Annotated in this window: 17 protein-coding genes and 1 other RNA gene; 2 read left to right on the top strand and 16 right to left on the bottom strand. The window is 51.0% G+C overall.

Translation table 11 applies throughout. The features are described from left to right. Positions 1 to 65: 65 nt before the first annotated feature. From LBJ36_09385 to rnpB, 16 genes are all read right to left on the bottom strand, one after another. Positions 66 to 827 (bottom strand): SPOR domain-containing protein, encoded by a 762-nt coding sequence (locus tag LBJ36_09385; protein ID MDR1379243.1) that lies wholly within the window; start codon positions 825 to 827, stop codon positions 66 to 68. A 366-nt stretch (positions 828 to 1193) separates the two neighbouring features. Continuing rightward, positions 1194 to 2378, bottom strand: coding sequence for a cell division protein FtsZ (gene ftsZ / locus LBJ36_09380; GenBank protein MDR1379242.1), 1185 nt, complete (start codon positions 2376 to 2378; stop codon positions 1194 to 1196). A gap of 59 nt (positions 2379 to 2437) precedes the next feature. Further along, positions 2438 to 3745: a cell division protein FtsA gene (gene ftsA / locus LBJ36_09375; GenBank protein MDR1379241.1), complete on the bottom strand. Its 1308-nt coding sequence runs from the start codon at positions 3743 to 3745 to the stop codon at positions 2438 to 2440. Continuing rightward, positions 3746 to 4558, bottom strand: a complete 813-nt coding sequence (locus tag LBJ36_09370) for a hypothetical protein (protein ID MDR1379240.1) — start codon at positions 4556 to 4558, stop codon at positions 3746 to 3748. It lies immediately after the preceding gene. A gap of 26 nt (positions 4559 to 4584) precedes the next feature. Further along, positions 4585 to 5502 carry a UDP-N-acetylmuramate dehydrogenase gene (gene murB, locus LBJ36_09365; protein MDR1379239.1) on the bottom strand — a complete coding sequence of 306 codons (918 nt, stop codon included), beginning with the start codon at positions 5500 to 5502 and terminating at the stop codon, positions 4585 to 4587. A 79-nt stretch (positions 5503 to 5581) separates the two neighbouring features. Further along, positions 5582 to 7048: a UDP-N-acetylmuramate--L-alanine ligase gene (gene murC / locus LBJ36_09360; protein ID MDR1379238.1), complete on the bottom strand. Its 1467-nt coding sequence runs from the start codon at positions 7046 to 7048 to the stop codon at positions 5582 to 5584. Positions 7049 to 7206: 158 nt separating this feature from the next. Next, complete coding sequence (locus tag LBJ36_09355) at positions 7207 to 8394, bottom strand: UDP-N-acetylglucosamine--N-acetylmuramyl-(pentapeptide) pyrophosphoryl-undecaprenol N-acetylglucosamine transferase (GenBank protein MDR1379237.1); 1188 nt, start codon at positions 8392 to 8394, stop codon at positions 7207 to 7209. Further along, a complete protein-coding gene (locus tag LBJ36_09350; GenBank protein ID MDR1379236.1) occupies positions 8391 to 9638 on the bottom strand; it encodes a putative lipid II flippase FtsW in 1248 nt (415 codons plus the stop codon). Before LBJ36_09350 ends, LBJ36_09355 begins: the two co-directional genes overlap by 4 nt. Next, positions 9610 to 11028, bottom strand: a complete 1419-nt coding sequence (murD, locus tag LBJ36_09345) for a UDP-N-acetylmuramoyl-L-alanine--D-glutamate ligase (GenBank protein MDR1379235.1) — start codon at positions 11026 to 11028, stop codon at positions 9610 to 9612. Before murD ends, LBJ36_09350 begins: the two co-directional genes overlap by 29 nt. 2 nt (positions 11029 to 11030) lie before the next feature. Continuing rightward, the gene (locus LBJ36_09340) at positions 11031 to 11981 is read right to left on the bottom strand and encodes a phospho-N-acetylmuramoyl-pentapeptide-transferase (protein ID MDR1379234.1); all 951 of its coding nucleotides are present in this window, start codon (positions 11979 to 11981) and stop codon (positions 11031 to 11033) included. A 14-nt stretch (positions 11982 to 11995) separates the two neighbouring features. Next, positions 11996 to 13477: a UDP-N-acetylmuramoyl-L-alanyl-D-glutamate--2,6-diaminopimelate ligase gene (locus LBJ36_09335; protein ID MDR1379233.1), complete on the bottom strand. Its 1482-nt coding sequence runs from the start codon at positions 13475 to 13477 to the stop codon at positions 11996 to 11998. Beyond that, positions 13474 to 15159, bottom strand: a complete 1686-nt coding sequence (locus tag LBJ36_09330; protein ID MDR1379232.1) for a penicillin-binding protein 2 — start codon at positions 15157 to 15159, stop codon at positions 13474 to 13476. Before LBJ36_09330 ends, LBJ36_09335 begins: the two co-directional genes overlap by 4 nt. Before the next feature lie 52 nt (positions 15160 to 15211). Continuing rightward, positions 15212 to 15586, bottom strand: coding sequence for a hypothetical protein (locus LBJ36_09325; GenBank protein MDR1379231.1), 375 nt, complete (start codon positions 15584 to 15586; stop codon positions 15212 to 15214). A gap of 58 nt (positions 15587 to 15644) precedes the next feature. Continuing rightward, positions 15645 to 16571 carry a 16S rRNA (cytosine(1402)-N(4))-methyltransferase RsmH gene (rsmH, locus tag LBJ36_09320; protein MDR1379230.1) on the bottom strand — a complete coding sequence of 309 codons (927 nt, stop codon included), beginning with the start codon at positions 16569 to 16571 and terminating at the stop codon, positions 15645 to 15647. Positions 16572 to 16750: 179 nt separating this feature from the next. Further along, positions 16751 to 16882: a hypothetical protein gene (locus LBJ36_09315; protein MDR1379229.1), complete on the bottom strand. Its 132-nt coding sequence runs from the start codon at positions 16880 to 16882 to the stop codon at positions 16751 to 16753. A gap of 438 nt (positions 16883 to 17320) precedes the next feature. Continuing rightward, positions 17321 to 17683, bottom strand: an RNA gene (rnpB, locus tag LBJ36_09310) — RNase P RNA component class A. 236 nt (positions 17684 to 17919) lie between these two features. On the opposite strand from rnpB, the gene rny reads away from it, so the two are divergent. Both rny and LBJ36_09300 read left to right on the top strand, forming a co-directional pair. Then, a complete protein-coding gene (gene rny, locus LBJ36_09305) occupies positions 17920 to 19449 on the top strand; it encodes a ribonuclease Y (GenBank protein ID MDR1379228.1) in 1530 nt (509 codons plus the stop codon). Positions 19450 to 19468: 19 nt separating this feature from the next. Then, complete coding sequence (locus tag LBJ36_09300; GenBank protein MDR1379227.1) at positions 19469 to 20266, top strand: TIGR00282 family metallophosphoesterase; 798 nt, start codon at positions 19469 to 19471, stop codon at positions 20264 to 20266. Positions 20267 to 20693 lie beyond the last annotated feature (427 nt).

Genomic DNA, 20693 nt, shown 5'->3' with positions numbered 1-20693 from the left:
ATCTTATCCATTTTGTTATCTTATCCATTTTGATTCATTTTATTCAATGATTATTAAGGTTTTATTTACTGTCTCGGAGGAACGATAAAAGCCCCTCGAAAACCATTCTGGCTCATCTGAGTCGCCAAAGCTAAAGTCTCTTTTCGGCTATTCTCACCTTGAACTAAAACCCGATACAGTGTTTTACTCGAAACAACCGTTGCCTTATAACCCGCTTTGGTAACCTGTCGCGAAAAGGCATCCGCCGCGGCTTGGGTGGAGAACGCGCCCACCTGCACCATCCAGGTGGAATTTGCCGATTTGGGCTTGGGAGGCGTCGGAGTAGGAGTAGGCCGCAAAGTCGGAGCAACCACGGGTGTCGGCCGGGGTGATGGAGGGATGACCACGACGACATTGCTTTTTGGGGTTGCAGCGTCATTGTTAGACGGAACGGCCATGATACTCAGTACGCCGCCAAAGGGGTCCGTTTGGCGACCTTGCATATCCAACGACGGCAAAGCGGGCACAGACGTTACAATAAGCGGACTTTCAACCGTAGGCTCCTCTACAAGCCTTTCATCTACAAATTTTTCATCTATTACAGATTTTTCATCTATGAAAGTTTCGTTTTCCTTCTCCTGCGGTTGCGGAACAGGGTCGAGCTGAAGAGTTAAGGGCGTCATTATAGGCAAGGACGCTTTTAACTCTTCAGACGTGGAGAAGAAAAAAAGTTTTCCTGCGACCACCAAGAGCCCTACGGCAACTACTCCCACCAAGGGGAGCATAATGTCTCCGAACGATATGGCGGGTCCCCTAGTTTTGAAACGCCTCGTTTCTCTCAACGGCAAACCCTAAAACTCCCTTTCTTGACATACTACCACGACTAAAGTCGTAGGATTCTAAGATCGACAAAGACAGCCGACTGAAACCGGTTTTACGTCTTTTCCTTTTTTACGTCTTCTCCTTTGAGAGTGGATGTCCCCACTCTGAGAATATTTACAGCCGCATTGATATCGCAATCATGAAAGAAAACTAACATGAATTTAGAGACACGACAAAAAACAAAAACGAACACCGCTCGTTGGCGGCGTTGCGATTCTCATCCAATGACTCAACGGCTCAACGGCTGAAGCCCTTGGCTTTCTCATCGCTTTATCGTAAAAATTTCCTCATCAGACTCGGCCGTTTGTAGCTAGACTATTGTCCTCGCTCGCCTATTTTTGTTTTTTTCTGATGATGGCAGGTTCGTCATAAGGCGTTTTGAATGTTCCCATAAACATATCTTCGTCTCCCATGGACGGCAGGTCCGTTTCGTCGAACGAAAAGAAGTTTCCTCTCGTTTTTCCCAACCGAAGACCCTTCACAGGTTCCTTGATGATGGGATTGGGTTGGGAAGGTTGGGAAGGTTGGGGCAAAGGCGAACGCTCGACGTTTTCAGAAAAACCCGTGGCAATAACGGTGATGCGTATCACATCTTCCAGATCTTCGTTGAGAGTATGTCCCCAAATGACCTGGGCGTCTTCGTGAGCCGTCTCATTGATGATGTTTGCCGCTTTGGTGATGTCGAACAGCGCCACGTCCGGCGCCGACTCGATATTGAAGAGAATACCCTTGGCTCCTTTCAAGGGCAAGGACATAAGAGGAGACTTGATCGCGGCTTTTGCCGCCTTCTCGGCTTTATCTTCTCCATCGCCGACTCCAATGCCCATAATCGCCGCTCCTGAGTTTCTCATAATCGTTCTCACGTCGGCGAAATCCACGTTGATATTGCCGGGCTTTAAAATAAGGTCCGTCACCCCTTGAACGGATTGGCGCAAAACTTCGTTCGCCATCTTGAAAGCATCAATGCTTTTTGTCTTATCGTCCGCCTGGCTCAAAAGTTTGTCGTTCTCCACCACCAAAAGAGCGTCGACCTTCTCCCTGAGCTTGGCAATGCCCTCTTGCGCCACTGTGGCGCGCTTTTTTCTCTCAAAACTAAATGGCGTTGTCACGACCGCCACGACCAATACGCCCATATCTTTGGCGACCTCCGCAATAATGGGCGCGGCACCCGTTCCCGTTCCGCCTCCCATACCCGCGGTCACAAAAACCATATCGGCGCCGTTAATATATTCCCGTATGTGGTCTATGGATTCTTTTGCGGCATCCATACCCACTTGGGGGTCGGCGCCAGCCCCAAGGCCTTTGGTAAGTTTTTCCCCCAAGATGATTTTATGAGGGGCTTTGTTCATAGCAAGGGCTCTCGAATCCGTATTTGCCGCCACGAACTCGACACCCTCCACCCCGCTTTCAATAATATGGTTGAGAGCGTTGCCTCCGCCGCCACCTACTCCGATCACCAGAATATGCTCTCTTTGCTTGAGTACCTCAGGGATGTGAAAAACCTGATCTTGATCCATTTATATGCCCTCCTGCCCGTTAAGACCGCCGTATCTTGCAAAGGTTGTAACTAAAAAATCTAAAAAAGTTCTTTCAACGTTTCTTTGATTCTATCCATCATATTTTTTACGCCTTGCTTGGGAGATCGCGACTCGTCACTCCGGTCGGGTTTTTGGACCGGACGCCGGCGGACTCCCCCTGAACGCCATTCCGAAACGGGAGCGTCGATGAAGCGATAAGGGTTCCGCTCTTTGTTCAAGATGTAGCGAATTGTTCCCGTCGCGCTGATGTAACTGGTGTCATTGCGCCCTGGAGGCATCTGATAAGAATCCAGCGGATCCGCGATCCGAACCGGCATCTTGAAAATATCCGAAAGGAGCACCTCGATACCCGGCGTTTTAGCGACTCCCCCCGAAAGAATAATACCCGCAGGAAATAGCTTGGGATCCTGTTCGGGAATCAAAGGCGCCACATTTTCAACAAAAAGCTCTTCCAGCCGACAACTGATCACTTCTAGCGCCATGTTGGGATCAATCGTTCTTTGTTGTTGCCCCTTGGACATCAACGCGATGGGCTCATCGCCATCCACGAGAAAAAGACGTTTTTTCAAATCTTCCGCCTTATTTAAAGGGAGGCGTAAAACATTCGCCAAATCGTTGGTGATATGATCTCCTCCGATGGGAATGATCCCCACTTTTACTGGCCGCCCCTCCCTGTAAAAGGTAAGTCCGGTGGTTCCGCCTCCTACGCAGATTGATATAGCGCCCACGCGCATCTCTTCCTCCACCAACGCGCCCAACGCCGAGGCGATAGGTTTGATGACTAATCCATCCACTTCTATTCCAGTGGCCTCCACACAATTGACCACGTTATGCACATAAGGCATCGGAACCGTAACTGTTTGCAGCTCTATTTCGAGGCGCATTCCTGTCATGCCCAGAGGATCGTCGATACCAAAATTTCCATCAATGGAGTACCGAACGGGAATCGTATGAAGCGCCACTCTGTTCGGCGGGGTATTGAGAGCGCTCTGTGCGGCATCTATCACCCGCTCCACGTCCTCTACTTGAACAGGGCGAGCTGTGCGTCCCAACGCCACCATCCCGTTGGACATGACGCTTTGAACATCGATCGCGTTGAAAGAAACCATCGCTTGATTCAACTTGAAGCCGACCATATTCTCCGCGTCCCTGATCGCGCTTTTGACGGAACGTATAGCCTGCTCCAGATTGACGATCAAACCCTTGCGGATACCCATCGAGGGGGCGGCTCCAATGCCGATAATCTGAACTGTCTCGTGCGAACGGAGATCCCTTTGCGCCACGATCACAGTGATCTTGGTAGTACCGACGCCAAGCCCAACTAAGGTATCCGGCTCACTGAACAATTATTTCGAACTCCCTTCTCCCGCGCTAGAGGACACGCTCCTGACCACTATTTTACCCTCATACGTGGCGTCGATCAAATAATTGCCGCCCTCTTCTTGTAGACGCTTCAAAATATGACCCAGCGCTACATTGAGTTCACGCCACCCGTACTTGTCTTGCTGAATCAGGATCGTAAATTCTTGCCTCTCATGTACAAATCGCAGGTTGAAAAGATTGGCGCCTGCTCGGCGACTCAAAACGATCTCTTCTACATTTTCGAACCAAGATTCGTTGGCGAACCTCCTCAGGAACCCCTCTATGACATCTATTGAAAAAAGAGAAGGAAAAACCCCCCCTGGTAGCGCGTACATGTCCCCGCTCGTCTCGGTGGGCAAAGAAGGGAGACGCCACAACGGTTTTACGGGGATTTTCAACTCTCTTGAACCCAAAGTTCCGTCGGCCACGTTCCACATCCGGCCCTCTTTCGATATACACCAAATCTGTCCTCTCCACTCTACGAGAATCCACGGAGAAAGCCATTTTATATCCACAATAAACGTCCCCACGCCCGTCATACGAGAAGAGACAAGAACAGGAAGCGTTCTTTCCAAAAAAGCGCTCATATCTTGCGAGTGACGTAGAAATAAAGGCCAAAAACGCAAGCAACGAGAGGGGAAAATGTCCCAAAATTTCTCTTCCAACACAGAAGCGTCAGCTCTTACCTCGCACTCTCCCATGGCTGTCCAAACATAGCGTTCGTTCAGGCGCCATACTCCTCCTATCAACATCGTGTAGAATGCGATCTTAAACCACCGGAATCTCCTAAAAGCCATAAAGATACCTACGCGCCCAGAACGAATCAGCCCTCAAAACCCAATAGCTTTATCTCAGGTTCGAGACATACTCCTATCTTTCGGAATACTATATCACGACATAACTCCATTAACCTAAAAATATCGGCTCCCGTGGCATTACCTCGGTTGAGCAGAAAATTCGCGTGTTTTTCGGAAATGGCGGCTCCTCCTATAGTCAATCCCTTGCAGCCGCAGATGTCCAAAAGCCGTCCTGCACTGTCTCCGGCGGGGTTTTTAAAAGCGCACCCCGCGCTTCGCGCTCCCTGGGGCTGCTTGGAACGAGCCTGACGGAATGTTTGGAGATTCTTTTCGATTTCCCCATAAGACGCCCGTCCAAACTTCATTTTACAGCTAACGAAACACCGAATGGTGGGAAAATACTCCGTCAAAGAACAATAACGATAAGAACACTCAAACTCCTCACGCTTCCACTTGTGGAGACTACCGTCGCTTTCTACCGTGGTGATCTCCTTTAAAAGGTCTCCCATTCCCTTTCCACCGGCGCCAGCGTTGCCTGCCACAGCTCCCCCCACTGTTCCCGGAATGCCCTGGGCAAATTCCGCGCCCGTAAACCCTTCCTGAGTTGTGAGAAAAACCACTCGCGAAAGCGAATACCCCGCTTCCACTTCCAACTCGGCTTCGTCTCCGCCAGCCTTCCAACGACAACCGCTCAACTGTCGGGTTGAGAGGACAACTCCCGCGATTTTACCGTCCGCGAAAGCTACATTCGTTCCCCCTCCTAGGATATACAAGGGAAATTTCTTCTCGTTCCATCTTTGAAACAACAGCAAAACATCTTGTAACTCTGTAGGTTCCACAAACAACTCGGCCCATCCTCCCACGCCCAAGGTGGACAAAGGGGCGAGTTCCTTTTTTTCCTCTGGGCAACAGGCCAACTCTTTTTTCAAATCCGTTTTCCACATTGCGTTTATGATCCTTCGAGTTTTTACAAACCGTCGATGACTTGCACCACTCGTATCCAGCTCGATGATACCCTGTAAATTATAACCCGAAGCTCCCCTTTACGGAAGTTGAAGGGCTTTTCAGGTAGGCTTCTCCCAGCTTGAAGACGTTTCCCGCTCCCAGAGTCATGAGAACGTCGCCCCTGCGCAGAAAAGAGTTTAGTTTCACGAGAGCGTCGTCTTCGTCGATACAGAGAGAGGCGAAATATCCGTCGGCATTCATAACGTCGGCGATGACGGATGACGTGATTTCCCGTGGAGCTTCACCGGCGGAGTAAATGGGCAATAGCAACGTCATGTCCGCTGCTTCAAGGGCCGAAGCGAACTCTCGGAAAAAGGCGCAGGTTCGGGTGTAGCGGTGGGGTTGGAAAACCACCACCAATCGCCGACTTGGGTAGATGTCGCGCACCGCCGAAAGAGACGCCGCGATTTCCGACGGGTGATGACCATAATCGTCGATCACGATGATGTCTTCGTTTTCCTTCTCCCCAATCTTTTCGAGTCGACGTCGAGCTCCTCGAAACCCGCTTAAAGATCTCCGTATCGCGTCGAAGGAAACGGATAAACAAGAAGTCGACGCACAGGCCAGTAAAGCGTTCATGATGTTATGATCCCCGGAAACGCTCAACTCCATCCTCCCCAAGTCTTTTCCTTTTTGGGACACAGAGAAAGCAACGCCGCCGCCTGTTTTGTGCGTTACATCGAAGGCCCCCCAATCCCACGCCTTTCCCCAACCGCAGGTCACTATTTTTGAGTCATCTCCCAATTCCCGAACCAAACGTTGGGAGCCCTCGTCTTCTGCGCAGATTACCAAAGGCGTCCCCGGCTTTCGCGCGCGAGCGAAGCGGACAAAAGCGGAGAGCAACTCGTCTCTCGTGGGGTAATAGTTGACATGGTCCCAATCCACGTTCGTTATCGCCGTCACCTCTGGGGTAAAAAACTCGAAAGAACCGTCGCTTTCGTCTATTTCCGCCACAAAGAAATCTCCTTTGCCGACACGGGCGTTTGTGCCAAAGTCCCAGATTTCCGCTCCAATGGCCAAGGTAGGATCGTACCCCGACTCTTTCAGAATCAGACCGATCATGGAGGACGTCGTGGTTTTGCCATGAGCTCCCGCCACGCCGATTCCGCGATAGGCGTTGAAAAGCCAGCTCAACGTCAACCCTCGTCCTACCGTGCGGATTCCCTTTTTCCGCGCGAAAACGAGCTCTTCGTGATCCCCATTCACGGCGCTACTGTAAACTAGCAGATGAGGCAAATGAGCTTCGAGGTGTGAAGGAGAGTGTCCCATAAGGCATTCGATACCCAACGCTTCAAGTCTCGTGATGTATTCGCTTTTGAAAAGGTCGCAGCCGTCGACCTCAAAACCCATTCCATACAAAAGCAACGCCAAGGCGCTCATGCCCGCCCCGCCGATCCCCATAAGGTGAATGCGTTCGACTCCCGCCCCTATCTCCCTAAAGTATCTATTTGTTTTCGCGTCATCCATGTACAATGGCTTCTTCATAAATTGAAATCCTTTCTTATGACCCTGTCTCCTTTTGCCAGAAGAACACGACAAAAGACACATCGGCATCTTATCAGTGTTATATTGCCATTATAACAATGCCGAAGCGAAAAACTGAACGCCGCTGAGAGGACTTCGACCCACAGTTTTTACAAGTCTTACAAAAGGCATAATCTTTTCTCAGCAAATCGCCACAGGGCCAAAGAAGCCTCCGGCGTAAAATTTCTTTCTTGCGCGTTTCCGTTATTAGCGTCATCGCGCGCTTTTCTCGCGCGTCTTAGCAGCTCCGAAAACGTCTTTTCCAAACCTTCGTTTTTTTTGTTTTTTTCTTTTTCTTCGTTTTCTTCTTCGTTTTCTTCTGCGTTTTCTTTGCTCTCAAACCAGACCAAATTGCCCGTTGACGCGACAAAACACCGCGCGTTGGCTTCTTGGTGACCATCGGCGGCCTCTTTCCAGGGAATGGTCAACGTTGGAATTTGATAAGCCGCCAGCTCGGCCAAAGTAGAAGCGCCAGCTCGGCAAATCACAGCGTCACACAGGGAATAAAACGGCGTCATGTCCCAACGCCGCTCGATGAAGCGGACCCATGTTTTTTGAGCCGCGGCAGAAGCGCTGCCCAACACGATAAACAGAGGGTTTTCCCCGATATCTGATCGCTTTTCGGAAATTTTCCCGATCAAAGCGGACAACGACGCGCTGCCAAGGGAACCGCCAACAACTCCCACCCTCAGTTCTTCGTCCTTTATCTTCGTTCCTATCTCAATTCCGAGAGCGGAGGCTGCTGTTTGTTGGGAAATTTTCTGGACTGGGCGGACGGGAACGCCTACAGGTGTAAAAGACCCCTTCAATCCCCGGCACTGAGACCACCCCGTGGCTACCGGCACACCCAAACGCGAAGCCAGCTTCGTCACTTTACCCGCGCAGGCGTTTTGCTCGTGGGCAAGCACGGGAATCTTTAAAAGGCGACACCATAGAAGAGGTAGCAACGAAACATACCCACCGAAAAGAAAACACGCGTCCGGTCGTTCTCTCCTCAAAAAATGTCCCATCCAAAAAAACGAACGGAGAAGTTCCATCCATCGTCCCACATTTCGGAGAATGGAGAAACTTCCCAGAGGAGAACCAGAAAGAGGCAAGCAATCATGCTCTATACCTTGGGAAGCGTAGATATCACATTCCAAAGGACGGTCGCCCGATAGATAAGAAACTCTTTTGGCTTTATTTTGGGCTAGGATCCAACAACCGAAAGCCAGAGCGGGGAAAATATGACCTCCCGTTCCTCCTGCGACAATCAGAATTTTCCCCTTTGACTTCTTTTTTCCCCTTTCCTTTCCTTCCGCCGTCATCTTCGCGCCTCGAACCCCAGTTGAGAAGCGGTGGACCCATGAGTCATTTCCTTAGTCATTTCCCTGGCAATGCGTATCACAACACCTACTTTGACCCACATGAAAACAAGAGCAGTTCCTCCCGAACTCAAGAAGGGTAGAGGGATACCCGTCAAAGGCATCAGTTTCATCACCCCTCCCAGGTTGACAAACATTGGAAAAAGAATAGAAACCGTTATTCCCCAGACTACCAAAGCAATATAAAGGTTATCGCTGCGTCTGTAAAGCAAATAACACTTGAATGTCCAGTAGGCATAAAGCGACAGCACCAGGAGCGTTCCCAACAGGCCGAACTCCTCCCCTATCGCGGGAAAGATGTAGTCCGTGTGAGCCGCTGGAAGGTAGTTCAATTTTTGTAAGCCTTTCCCCACCCCAACACCCAAGATGCCCCCGTTACTGAAAGCGACCAGTCCTTGAATGATCTGGAATCCCTTACCCAGAGGGTCTTCCCAGGGATCGAGAAACGCCAGAAGGCGTCTGATGCGGTAGGGCTCCATATAGATCATCGCCACAAAACCTAAAAACAAAAATAACCCGCCCACCAGAGGATATTTCCACCCCTTGGCCGCTACGTGCATCGACATGCAAATGGCAAAGACTAGAATAATTCCCCCCATGTTGGGTTGCCCAAAAAGGGGAATTGCGGAGAACATTGCCACAGAAATGGATGGCCTACAAAAACATTGGAAATTCTCTCTTGTCGATACTGCCAAGCGGTCAGCCAGGAAAAGCGGAACAGCCAGCGTCAAAATTTCTAAGGGCTGGAATTGCACTATTCCGAGGTTCAGCCACCTGCGAGCTCCCCCGACCTTGACGCCGAGTCCCGGAATCAAAGTCCCCACAGTTATGAGCGCCGCAAAGACCCAAAAAAGACCACTCACGCGGCGAATCAACGACAGAGGCGTAAGACAACAAACATACATCAACGACAGGCCGAGCAGCAAAAACTCGAACTGTTTCAGAGCCAACTTGTAACCTCCCACCGCGTTTCTGGAGGTCAACGAAGCGATCATGACGACACTGCAACAACTCAGGAGCAAAGGGATACCCCACAAAGGCCACAAATTATACCGTTCTTCACGTTCCCGGGAAAATTTAGAAAGGTGGGGCGTGACGTTCCATTTCACATCCTTCCACGTCTCATTCCACGTCTCGTTCCACGTCGGCGCCTCCGTGTCATTTCTCCAAGCTCTGGACGACGGCACAAAAATGCTCTCCCCTCTTCTTGTAGTTTTCGTACATATCCCAGCTCGTACAGGCGGGGGAAAGGAGGACGACCATTCCTGAATGAGCCAGATTTCTGGCCGTCAACACAGCTTCCTCCATACCGGCCACCTTATAAATAGACGCGAAACCGACGCTTTTTAAGGCTTGTTCTATCCGGTCGCTCTCCGCTCCCATCAGCACTGCCGCCTCGGCCTCCCGTAAGGTGGCCTCTGCCAGAGCGTCATAATCTTCCCCCTTACCCTTGCCTCCTAAAATGACGATTTTACGTCCTTCAATAGAAGTCAAAGCTGTTACGGACGCCGCTACGTTAGTTCCTTTGGAGTCGTCGACGTAAGCCACGCCGTTGATCGTCCCCGCCAGCTCACAGCGATGCGGCAAAGAGAGAAAATCGCTCAGAGTCTCTCTCACATTGGTCACGGACACATCCAGCAAATACGCCGTTGTGAGGGCCATCGCCACGTTTTCCAAGTTATGGCGCCCCAAAAGCGCCGTTTCCTCGTACCGGAAAAGGAGGTGTTCTTGTTTCGCAAGGTAAAGCTCCGCGCGGTCTTTTTTCATGAAAATTTGCCCCGCCGTTTCGTTGGCTCCTCCTTTATTGGCTCCTCCTTCGTTGGTTCCTCCTTCGTTGGTTCCCCTATGGAACGGTTTTTCCTCCCAGCTCAGGAGCACTGCCTTCTCTGGGCGCGCTATGCGGAGAGCGTCCCGATCACGGTCCTGGATCACACTCCAACCGTTGGCGTCCTGGAGGGAAAGCAGCTTTGCCTTGGCCGCCACGTAAGATTCGTAGTTTCCATGCCAATCGATATGATCTGGAGCCAGGTTCGTGACAATTCCCACCGCGCTTTTCAAACTATGGGCCCAATAGAGTTGGAAACTGCTCAACTCCAACACCACGCAATCGAAAAACTCTTTGGTGAAAAGTGACACGGCCTCGCCGATGTTTCCGCCCACAGCGGTTTTAAGACCGGTTTTCTTCAAAATATGGCCACAGAGCGCCGTCACGGTGCTCTTTCCGTTGCTTCCCGTCACGCCGATAATACGCCCTTTAATATGAGGAAGGACAAAATCTAACTCCCCCACTACGGGTAGCCCGCGGCGTTCCGCCTCGCGAACGCAAAACGTCTCTGGAGAAATACCCGAACTGAGCAGCAAGGCATCGGCCTCGAACACGCGGCTGGTGTGCCCACCTGTTTCCCATGGAATCCCTTTGTTTTTCAGGCGTTGAAGGACGTTCTCAGCTAGATCGTCTCTCTTCTCCGAGACGAAGACCTCCATGCCCAGATCTTGGGCGAGAAGCGCCAAAGCCATCCCACTCACCCCCGCCCCTATCACCGTGACGCGGTTGAAATTTCTATTTTTAGTGTTCATACTCATTTTCTCTCCAAACCCAGGATCTGAGCGAACAGCATCGTCAAAAGAGCCGCTCCCACAATATGGAAAAATAAGAACCAGTTGGTTATCGTCGTTTCGTCCCACCCCATACGTTGAAAATGATGATGCAGCGGGGCCATTTTGAAAACCTTCCTGTGGAATTTCCGTATGGCGACAATCTGAATGGCGGAGGAAAGAAGCTCAACACCGTACAAGAAACACGCCGGTATCAGCGCCAAAATCACGTCGCCTTCCACGGACAAAGCGACAAGCGCCCCGCCCAGAAAATGTGACCCGATATCTCCCATAATGATGCGGGCCGGGCGAACGTTATAAAACAAAAAACTCATCGTCGCGCCCCAAAGGATGGCAAAACATACCAGTAGAAAACTCGATTGCCTCGAAAAAAAAACCAGCACACCAAGGGAAATCACGAAGGCTCCTCCCGCCAAACCGTCTAAACCGTCCGTCACATTAACGGCATTCATGATTCCCACCACCGCCACTATAGTTAGCGGAATCGTCAGCCAAAGAGAACACTGGATCCCCGGCCATAAGATCAATCCTCTTTGCCATGAGGCCCACAAGACCCAGATCGACGCGACAACGACTTGAATCGCCAGTTTTTGCGGACTGGTAAAACCCTCGCTGGATTTGCGGTGAATCTTGAGCCAATCGTCCACGAAACCAATGGCGCCACAGGCCACAGGCAGAGCCCAAAAAAGAAGCGCCTGGGGGCTAAACTCAATTCCCAAAGCGACAAAGGCCAACAGAATAAAAACGACTCCTCCCATAGTAGGAGTGGAGCTTTTGATCTCCAGATCGATGCCGATGCCATAGCTTTTTTGTACCTGATTCATATGTAAGCGACGTTGAAGTCGGATCAAAACATACTGGAGCACTCCCCCTCCTCCGCAACTCCAAATCCCAGCCATAATAGCGTTTTTCATTTAGACAATATTCCTCACTTTGCCAGTCGAATCCACTCTTCTACTGTTTCCGCGTCGTTGAATGGAATCTTCCGACCATTGATCGTCAAAAATTTTTCCGGTCCCTTGCCCGAGACGACCAGCACGTCGCCCAACCTCGCGATGCGCAAGGCCGTGGAAATCGCTTCTTTTCTATCCAGGATGATCCGATATGTGATCTTTCTTTTTTGCCTCCCGTTTTGCTCCTCGATGCCTCGAACGATGCTGTCCGCAATCGCGTTCGGGTCTTCGTCGCGGGGATTGTCCATAGTAACCACAACCAGATCAGCCAACGAAGCCGCCGTGGCGCCCAGCGCCGGACGATTGGACGCGTAACGGCCGCCTCCATGCCCGAAGATGGAAATCAGTTTTCCAGAGCAAAACTCACGCGCTGCCGACAAAACGTTGCGCAGCGCTTCGGGAGTATGAGCAAAATCTATAATACAACAGGCACCGTTGGGAATCGGGTGTTTTTCCAAGCGACCCGGCACTTGGGGTATCTCCATCACTCCTTTCGCAATGAAAGCATCGCCGATTCTCCCCCTCAAGGCACTGATCGCCGCAAGCACGTTAGCGACATTGAATTTTCCAACAAGAGGACTTTGGATCGAGAGAGGTGGAAAATCGTCGCACGCCTCGATCTCGAAAAAAGAACCGTTCATATTTAAGCTCAAGTTGACAATATCGGAGAAGCTAAAGCCCTTCGCCTCTGGAAACGCCCTTAGCAAACGGGCTCCATAGGGGTCGTCCGCATTGACCACCATAGTCCGTCTTTCTTTGGAGTACTTCGAGAACAAAAGCCACTTCGCTTGAAAATAACTTTCCATGTCTTTATGGTAGTCCAGGTGTTCGGGGTTGAGGTTCGTAAAAACGGTCACGTCAAAAAGGGCGCCCTCCAAACGTCCGAGGTGAAGGCCGTGAGAAGAGGTTTCCATGACGCAAGCTCGACATCCATTTTTCACCATCGCCGCCAAGTGTCTTTGGATATCGCAACTTTCGGGCGTGGTTCTCTCCGCGTCCCGCTCCCGGATTCCGTCACTTTCTACGATAGTTCCCAACAGGCCGGTTCTGAGCCCCGCGGCTTGGAAGATGCTGCGAAGGATATAAGTGGTTGTGCTTTTGCCGTTGGTCCCCGTCACACCCACCATCAGGAGTTTAGAAGATGGCTCCCCGTAAACCGAAGACGCCAGTTCTCCCATGATCCTGCGGGTGGACTCCACCAAAAGAACGGGAAGATGGGACTTTATGGGCCGTTCACAGACGAGAGCCACCGCCCCAGCCATTTCCGCCAGTTCCACGTATTGGTGTCCATCGTCTTTTTCGCCCTCGACGCAACAAAAAATCGACCCTGGCAAGACCTTACGACTGTCCGAGAAAACATCGGAAATTTGGGGATTTTTACCTCCATTTCCGCCTCCCTTGAAAACATACGGAAATCCTTTTTTTGCCAGAGCTTGCGTTAGAGCCGACAACCTCATAAGGCTTCTCCCCTACCTGATTCAAAAAAATCCAAATCGGACATGCCTTCAACGATTTTCTTGAACGCGGGCCCGGCCACCTCGCCACCGTAATACTTCCCCTTTGTGGGTTCGCCGATGACGATGAGCATCAGGTACTGAGGGTTTTCGTAGGGCCAGAACCCGACAAAAGAAGCCACGTAACGCCCTTTCGCGTACTTGCCTTTTTCTGGAACCTGCGCAGTCCCCGTTTTGGCCGCGAGTTCTGTAACGGCGGTCTTGGCTTGGCGTCCTGTTCCAGAAAGAACGGTGTCTCGCATGGCCTTACGCAGCCATTGGCTGGTTTCAGGAGTCAGCACTTCGCGCACCACGTTCCTGCTTCCTCGGTAGACGACCTCCCCCACGGAATCCACGGCTTCCCGTACCAGGTAAGGGCTCAGGAGTTTACCCCCGTTGACGATGGGCACGATACCGGTGATCAGTTGTAAAGGTGTTACGGCCAGTCCCTGACCGATGGATATATTCGCGGGGACGACGCCCCGCCATTCTCCGGGAGAAGAGATGAGCCCCTTTTCCGTTCCCTTCAGTTCGATGTCGCTGACTTTTCCAAATCCCCAGTTGAGAAGAGTACGGTACATTTCGAGAGGTGTGGCGCGTATTCCTATCTGGGCCATTCCCACGTTGGAAGATTTGATGAGAATATCCGCGGTGGAAAGTTTTCCCATAGCTCTTTGATAGGCTTCGGAGATAAAACCGTCGGCGATTTTCAAGCGGGCGGGACAGTTGAAGACCTCGTTCACGCGCACAAGATTGCTTTCCAAGGCAATACCCATGAAAATCGGCTTGAAAGTCGAACCGGGTTCGTAGGCTCTTCCCACCACGTTATTGACGATATTCCTAGAATTGAGCAGTTCTTCTCGGTTGTTGGGGTTGAACGTGGGCCAGCTCGCCATGGATAACACAGCGCCCGTATTGGGGTCCATGCAGATGGCGGCGCCCCATTTAGCGCCATGTACGGAGGCGGCTTCATTCAAGCATTTTTCCACAATGTACTGGATTCTCGCGTCAATGGTAAGGGTAACTGATGAGATGTTAGAGCTTCGATTGTAGTTTTTCCTGCTCTTTGAGATGAGAGATCGGCCTCCCGACTGACGGATCATGATTTTGTACCCCTGAGAATCATAAAGCGTGGAGTTCCAGGCTAATTCAACACCCGCCTGACCGTTCTCGTCAATGTCACAAAATCCGAGGACATGAGATAAAAGAGAGCCATTGGGGTATTCCCGTTTTCTCTCATTTTCTTCATATACGCCTTTGAGTTTCAGGTTCCGGACTTTTCGGGCCGTCTCGGGCGATAGCATTCGTACCAACCTGACATAGCGACCTTCGAGGGGGCCCGATATTTTCTTGAGAACGCTTTCCGGAATCAAACCCTTCAGCGCGGGAGCGTCCGAAGGAGACCAGTGTTCAGGGTCGATAAAAAAGCTGGACGTGGGACTCGATAGCGCAAGAATATTTTCTTTGCTGTCCTGAATGATCCCCCGATTGCTCCTGACGGAAGTACGGCTCCAATACTGATTTTGAGCCAAAGCGAGCACGCGGGAGTCTGGAAAACAATGATATTCCACCAACTTCCAGGCCAGGAATACGAAAAGAACGACAAAAAAAAGCCACGGACTGAAAAAATAGCGTTTTGGCGTCATTATTCCTTCCTCACAACAGTCAAATAAGGCAAAAGAGAGCCTTCGGTGAAAATCAATTCACGCTAAAACCGAAAATCGAAAACAAACTCGAACGCCATCCTCTTTGGGGTTCCGGCTGTGGAACGGTCGCGGTATAAACGCCAGGGATACGAATCACCTCTACCTGTTGAGCTCTGTCCATGCCCAATTTTTCTTTCCAATAACTATAAATTTGCAAAGGTGAGGCTTGTTTAGAAAAAATTTGTTTGAGTTCGTCTTCTTCTAAAGTATAACGCTCAATGTCTCTCTCGATGTTGTGTAACAGTTGCTCCAGGCGAGCGGCTTGAAGACGGAAAACCCCCAAGATGACGATAACCGTGAAGAGAACTGCGATTGCTGTGAATAAAGGCCCCGGCGCGACGCGTTTTCTGTTTCGTACCCTGTTCATGGTTTCTGCCTCCTGCTTTCTGTACCTCTGTCGTGAACCGCTTCATTTTTTGCCCCGTTCATTTTTTCCCCAAAGGTTGAAAACAAAAAACCCGAAGTTTCGCGCTACGCGCTTTAAAATTTTTCTCTAGTTCTTCCTCGTCGGGAAGCACGGGGTGCTTGGTGAGAACAACCCCCTTTTTTTCTTCCTTCTCCCACGCTCTGAACTTGTGCTTGACGATGCGGTCCTCTAAGGAATGATACGAAACGACAATCACCATCGCCTCTGGCGACGAGAGCGACTCAACTGCGGAGAGCCCCCTCTCCAACTCTTTCAGCTCGTCGTTGACACAGATACGCAAAGCCTGAAAAACGCGGCGTGCCGGGTGGGTTCCCATTTTTCTCTGCACCGGAGCTGGCAAGACCTCTCGAATGAGCGAGACAAGCTCCGCCGTCGTTTTTGGCACATTCCCTTTTTTCCGCCGCTCCTCGATTTTCGTCGCGATACGACGCGCGTGGCGCTCTTCTCCGTAAGTCCAAAAAACCTTCGCCAGTTCCGCCGCGGATAAACTCTCTAACACATCCGCCGCGGTCGCGTCATCTTCGGCTTCGGGGTTCATCCTCATATCCAACGGCCCATCCTGCTGGAAGGAAAAACCTCGCTCCGCCTCCGTCAGTTGCATATTGGACACTCCCAGGTCAAAAATAAAAGCGTCGAAAGGAGCGGCGCCTCTCAAAGTCTCTTTCATAACGCCGAAATTCGTATGTAATACCTCGAAGCGATGGCGATGCTCCAAAAGCCGATTCACCGAAAAAGCGACCGCATGGGGATCCCTGTCCAGTCCATAGACCCAAGCCTCTGGAAACGTCCGCAGGATTCTTTCGGAATACCCTCCCAGGCCCAGGGTACAATCCACGACTTTCTTTTTTGGCTTCTCTATCCCACCGATACGCAAAAATTCTATCACCCGATCCAGCAGCACTGGCTCGTGCTTTACGTCGTTCATACTCAATATCTCCATATTAAAGTCCATCCATATTAAAGCCCATCCACGCTTTCCACCACACGCTCATCCTCGGCTAAGTTCTCCAGTTCAAACACCCACATGCTCATCCAGCGCTCTTCGTTCCAGATTTTCACATGATCGTTAGCGCCTTGAGCACATTCCCGAAGCACATGGGAATTTCATACGCGCCGCAGAGACACATACTTATCCCTTCCGGCAACCAGAACGACGGTGCCGCTCAGCTTTTCGCAGATCTTCGATGGCAAGACAAGGCAAGCCTTTGTATCTAATCGATGTTCATAAGTTCCCATCAACATGAAAGTGTCTCCAACTTCCTCACACTCTCTAATACCTATACCCTACAATATCACTCTCATTGACATACTCCCACGACTTTAGTCGTGGGATTCTAAGATCGACAAAGACAGCCAACCGAAGTGGGTCTTACATCTTCTCCCTTAAGAGTCGATGCCCCGACTCTGCGGATATTCAACGTCGCATTGATATCGCAATCATGAAAGAAGTCTAACATGAATTTAGAGACACGACAAGAAACAAAAACGAACACCGCTCGTTGGCGGCGTTGCGATTTTCATCCAACGGCTTAACGGCTCAACAGCTGAAGCCCTTGGCTTTCTCATCGCTTTATCGTAAACATAATGAAGAAACATCAAGAACCATCTAGGTTAGTCTTAACGTCTCTTTTCGTTGAAACGCGACTTCCCATGAGTAAAATAAAATAAATTATGAAAATGAGCCGCTCGTAAGCCGGGTTCTGTGTCTAGACGACCATTTATCTGGGTTATGCCTTGCGACATACCTCAAGCGATCGACCCAGGGGTCGGCGGGCCGCCTCGTACCCCTCTATTCGATCTTGCTCCGGATGGGGTTTGCCAGACATGCGGCTCGCACCGCATTCGGTAGGCTCTTACCCTACCTTTTCACCGTTACCCCGCAAAGGGGCTGTGTATTTTCTGTGGCACTTTCCTTCAGCTCGCGCCGACCGGGCGTTACCCGGCATCCTGCCCTATGGAGCCCGGACTTTCCTCCAAGACATTTAATTTGAAATTCACATCTCAAATCCACATCTCAGCGGTCGTCAGAGCAGCTCATTTTTCGGTATTATAGCATCTTTTTCGAAACGCTCTTACGCGAAAACAAGGGCGCGAGGACGGGGGTTGTTAATACTGACATATAAATGTAGAATTTAGGGGTTGAACTGAAAAAATTTTTTACAGAACTACAATATGCGCCTCGAAAATAATATTTTGGACCGCACAACAAAAGAGACGCGACAAAATTGCCCTTGTCACGTAACATGGGTACAGAGAAGGAGTGAAACACCGTTATGCAGTTATTATTTTATCTATTGGCTGCAGCGGCTGGGGCCGTGATCAGCTTTTTCGTCTCCAAAACCCTGGATAACGCGCGACTCTCCGGAGTCAAAAACCAGACGGCTTTATTAGTGAAAGAAGCCATTGAAGCGGCTGAGCGCACCAAAAAAGACCGGATTACCGAAGCCAAAGACGAGATCTTCAAATTTCGCCAAGACGCGGAAAGGGACATTAAGGAACGCCGTGGGGAATTGCAGAGAGCGGAGCGCAAACTTGAACAAAAGGAGGAAAATCTAGACCGCAAGCTAGATAAGGTCGCTCACAAAGAAGAGGAGTTGCGGGCCAAGCATGAAGAAGCGGAACAGCGAACCGCCGAGATCGAAGCCGTTCTCAAACAGCAATTGGTGCGCCTCGAGGAAATCGCGGAGATGACCCGAGGCGAGGCCCAGGAGTTGCTGTTGCGGAAAACTGAGGAAGAAGCCCAGTACGTCATCGGGCTCCGCTTGAAAGAGCTGGAGGAAAAAGCCAAGCGCGAGGCCGAACGCAAAGCGCGGGACATTATTATCACGGCTGTCCAGCGTTGCGCTGTGGAACACTCTTCGGACGCCACCGTGAGCGTGGTGCCTCTGCCCACGGATGACATGAAAGGACGTATTATCGGACGGGAAGGACGCAACATACGCGCGTTTGAGACGTTGACGGGAGTCGATCTTATCGTCGACGACACCCCGGAAGCCGTGACTTTGAGCAGTTTCGATCCCGTAAGGAGGGAAATCGCCCGCCTTTCTCTCGAACGCCTGATCTTAGACGGGCGCATCCATCCGACTCGCATCGAGGAGCTGATCGAAAAAGCTACCCGCGATGTGGAGGAACAGATATTGGAAGCGGGAGAGGCCGCTTTGCTCGAAACGGGCATTAAAAACATGCACGGCGAATTGGTCCGTACTCTGGGACAGCTCAAATTCCGTTTCAGCTACGGGCAAAACGCGCTTTCTCACAGCCTTGAGGTGGCCTATATTTCAGGAATCATCGCCGCCGAACTGGGTATCGACGAGGAAATAGCGCGACGGGCAGGTTTGTTGCACGACCTAGGGAAGGCCGTCGATCATCAAGTCGAGGGTCCTCACGCCCTCATCGGCGCGGACCTCGCCAAGCGTTTCGGTGAGCGTCAGGAGATCATCAGCGCCATAGCGTCTCACCACGAGAACGTGGAAGCTAAGAATATCTACGATATTATCGTCGCTTGCGCCGACGCGATCAGCGCGTCTCGGCCTGGAGCCCGGAGAGAGAGCCTGGAAGCCTACATCAAGCGCCTCGAAAAACTGGAGGAGCTGGCCCAAGCCTTCACCGGAGTCAGCAAGGCCTACGCCATCCAGGCCGGGCGAGAGGTGAGGGTCTTGGTCATGCCCAACAATACCGACGATGGAACCGTACATAAATTGGCTTACGACATCGCTCGCAAAATCGAGGAGGAAATGAAATATCCCGGCCAGATCAAGGTTACCGTGTCCCGGGAAATGCGCTCGACAGAGTACGCGAAATAGACGGGTAGGAACGACGAACATGAGAATTTTATTTGTGGGAGATATCATGGGAAGTCCTGGTCGTTCCGCTTTGGCCCAAGCTCTTTCGTCCCTGAACACCGAGGGGAGCACTTTCGACTTCGTCATTGTCAACTGTGAGAACGCCGCCGCGGGAAAAGGAATGACGGGCAAGATTATGGAGGAAATTTTCGACATGGGCGTGCACGGCATGACCTCGGGCAACCATATTTGGGATAAAAACATTTTTTATCCCGTTTTAAACATGGAGACACGAGTCATCCGTCCCGCGAACTATCCTCCGGGGTGTCCGGGTTCGGGTTACACGATTCTGGAACGGAACGGGAAAAAGCTAGGGATTCTAAACCTCCAAGGCCGTGTGTTCATGCCCCCTATCGATTGCCCCTTCAAAGTGGCGGACACGGTCCTCGATGAGTTGAGGAAAAAGGCATCGGGTAATATTCCCGTGTTGGTGGACTTTCATGCCGAGGCTACATCCGAAAAAAAAGCCCTGGGCGTCTATCTGGATGGACAAGTCGCCGTTTTCGTCGGAACTCACACGCACGTGCAAACGGCCGATGAGCAGATTTTGCCTGGGGGTACGGCCTACATCTCCGACGTGGGTATGACGGGAGGTCACGGGGGAGTCATCGGCGTAAAAACCGAAACCGTCATGCCCCGTTATTTGATGGGAATGCCATCAAAATTCGAGGTCTGCGAGCTCGACCCAAGGTTCAACGCCGTCGTAGCCGATATCGACGAAGAATCTGGACGCGCTGTGAACCTTACTCGAATCAATAAGCGCGTTGATATGGCTTGATTCGGGTAAAACCTGGGTTTTGGGATATAGGTTATATATACTTTAAACAAACGGCGCGGCTGGGTTCAAGATTTTGCGAGGACGCGCCGTAAAATATTTTAGACTGACTGATTAACTGATTGACTGATCATTCAAATTTCCTATTGTTTGATGTTCTTCTAGATTCATTGGCGCCTGGACATTGTGGAGGCGATTGTCTCCTTTCTGGAAACAGGAAAATTCAAGCCTTGAGACGATCCACTAATCCTAGCGCGTCATGGAGCGGCTATACGCGGTTTCATCCCAACTGGTGAATGTGATAATGTGACGCCAAAATCAGACTTGAAAGATTTTCGACTCTTCCAGCAGTTTGATGGCTACCTCAGTTAAGGTGTCGGAAGATGAGGCAATCGCTTCGATAGAAGCCAGTTGTTGTTCGATAGTGTCG

The organism is Synergistaceae bacterium (assembly GCA_031267575.1).
In the GTDB taxonomy this organism is placed as follows: domain Bacteria; phylum Synergistota; class Synergistia; order Synergistales; family Aminobacteriaceae; genus JAIRYN01.
The sequence above is the reverse complement of the archived record's forward strand: the minus strand, read 5'-3'. Positions and strand labels throughout refer to the sequence as shown.

Coding starts and splice junctions, on each gene's coding strand:
- murD (MDR1379235.1), bottom strand. CDS start 11,028: ATGAACACTAAAAATAGAAATTTCAACCGCGTCACGGTGATAGGGGCG.
- LBJ36_09370 (MDR1379240.1), bottom strand. CDS start 4,558: ATGGCTTTTAGGAGATTCCGGTGGTTTAAGATCGCATTCTACACGATG.
- murB (MDR1379239.1), bottom strand. CDS start 5,502: ATGTGGAAAACGGATTTGAAAAAAGAGTTGGCCTGTTGCCCAGAGGAA.
- LBJ36_09315 (MDR1379229.1), bottom strand. CDS start 16,882: ATGGGAACTTATGAACATCGATTAGATACAAAGGCTTGCCTTGTCTTG.
- LBJ36_09325 (MDR1379231.1), bottom strand. CDS start 15,586: ATGAACAGGGTACGAAACAGAAAACGCGTCGCGCCGGGGCCTTTATTC.
- ftsZ (MDR1379242.1), bottom strand. CDS start 2,378: ATGGATCAAGATCAGGTTTTTCACATCCCTGAGGTACTCAAGCAAAGA.
- murC (MDR1379238.1), bottom strand. CDS start 7,048: ATGAAGAAGCCATTGTACATGGATGACGCGAAAACAAATAGATACTTT.
- LBJ36_09340 (MDR1379234.1), bottom strand. CDS start 11,981: ATGAAAAACGCTATTATGGCTGGGATTTGGAGTTGCGGAGGAGGGGGA.
- LBJ36_09300 (MDR1379227.1), top strand. CDS start 19,469: ATGAGAATTTTATTTGTGGGAGATATCATGGGAAGTCCTGGTCGTTCC.
- rny (MDR1379228.1), top strand. CDS start 17,920: ATGCAGTTATTATTTTATCTATTGGCTGCAGCGGCTGGGGCCGTGATC.
- LBJ36_09330 (MDR1379232.1), bottom strand. CDS start 15,159: ATGACGCCAAAACGCTATTTTTTCAGTCCGTGGCTTTTTTTTGTCGTT.
- LBJ36_09355 (MDR1379237.1), bottom strand. CDS start 8,394: ATGACGGCGGAAGGAAAGGAAAGGGGAAAAAAGAAGTCAAAGGGGAAA.
- LBJ36_09335 (MDR1379233.1), bottom strand. CDS start 13,477: ATGAGGTTGTCGGCTCTAACGCAAGCTCTGGCAAAAAAAGGATTTCCG.
- rsmH (MDR1379230.1), bottom strand. CDS start 16,571: ATGAACGACGTAAAGCACGAGCCAGTGCTGCTGGATCGGGTGATAGAA.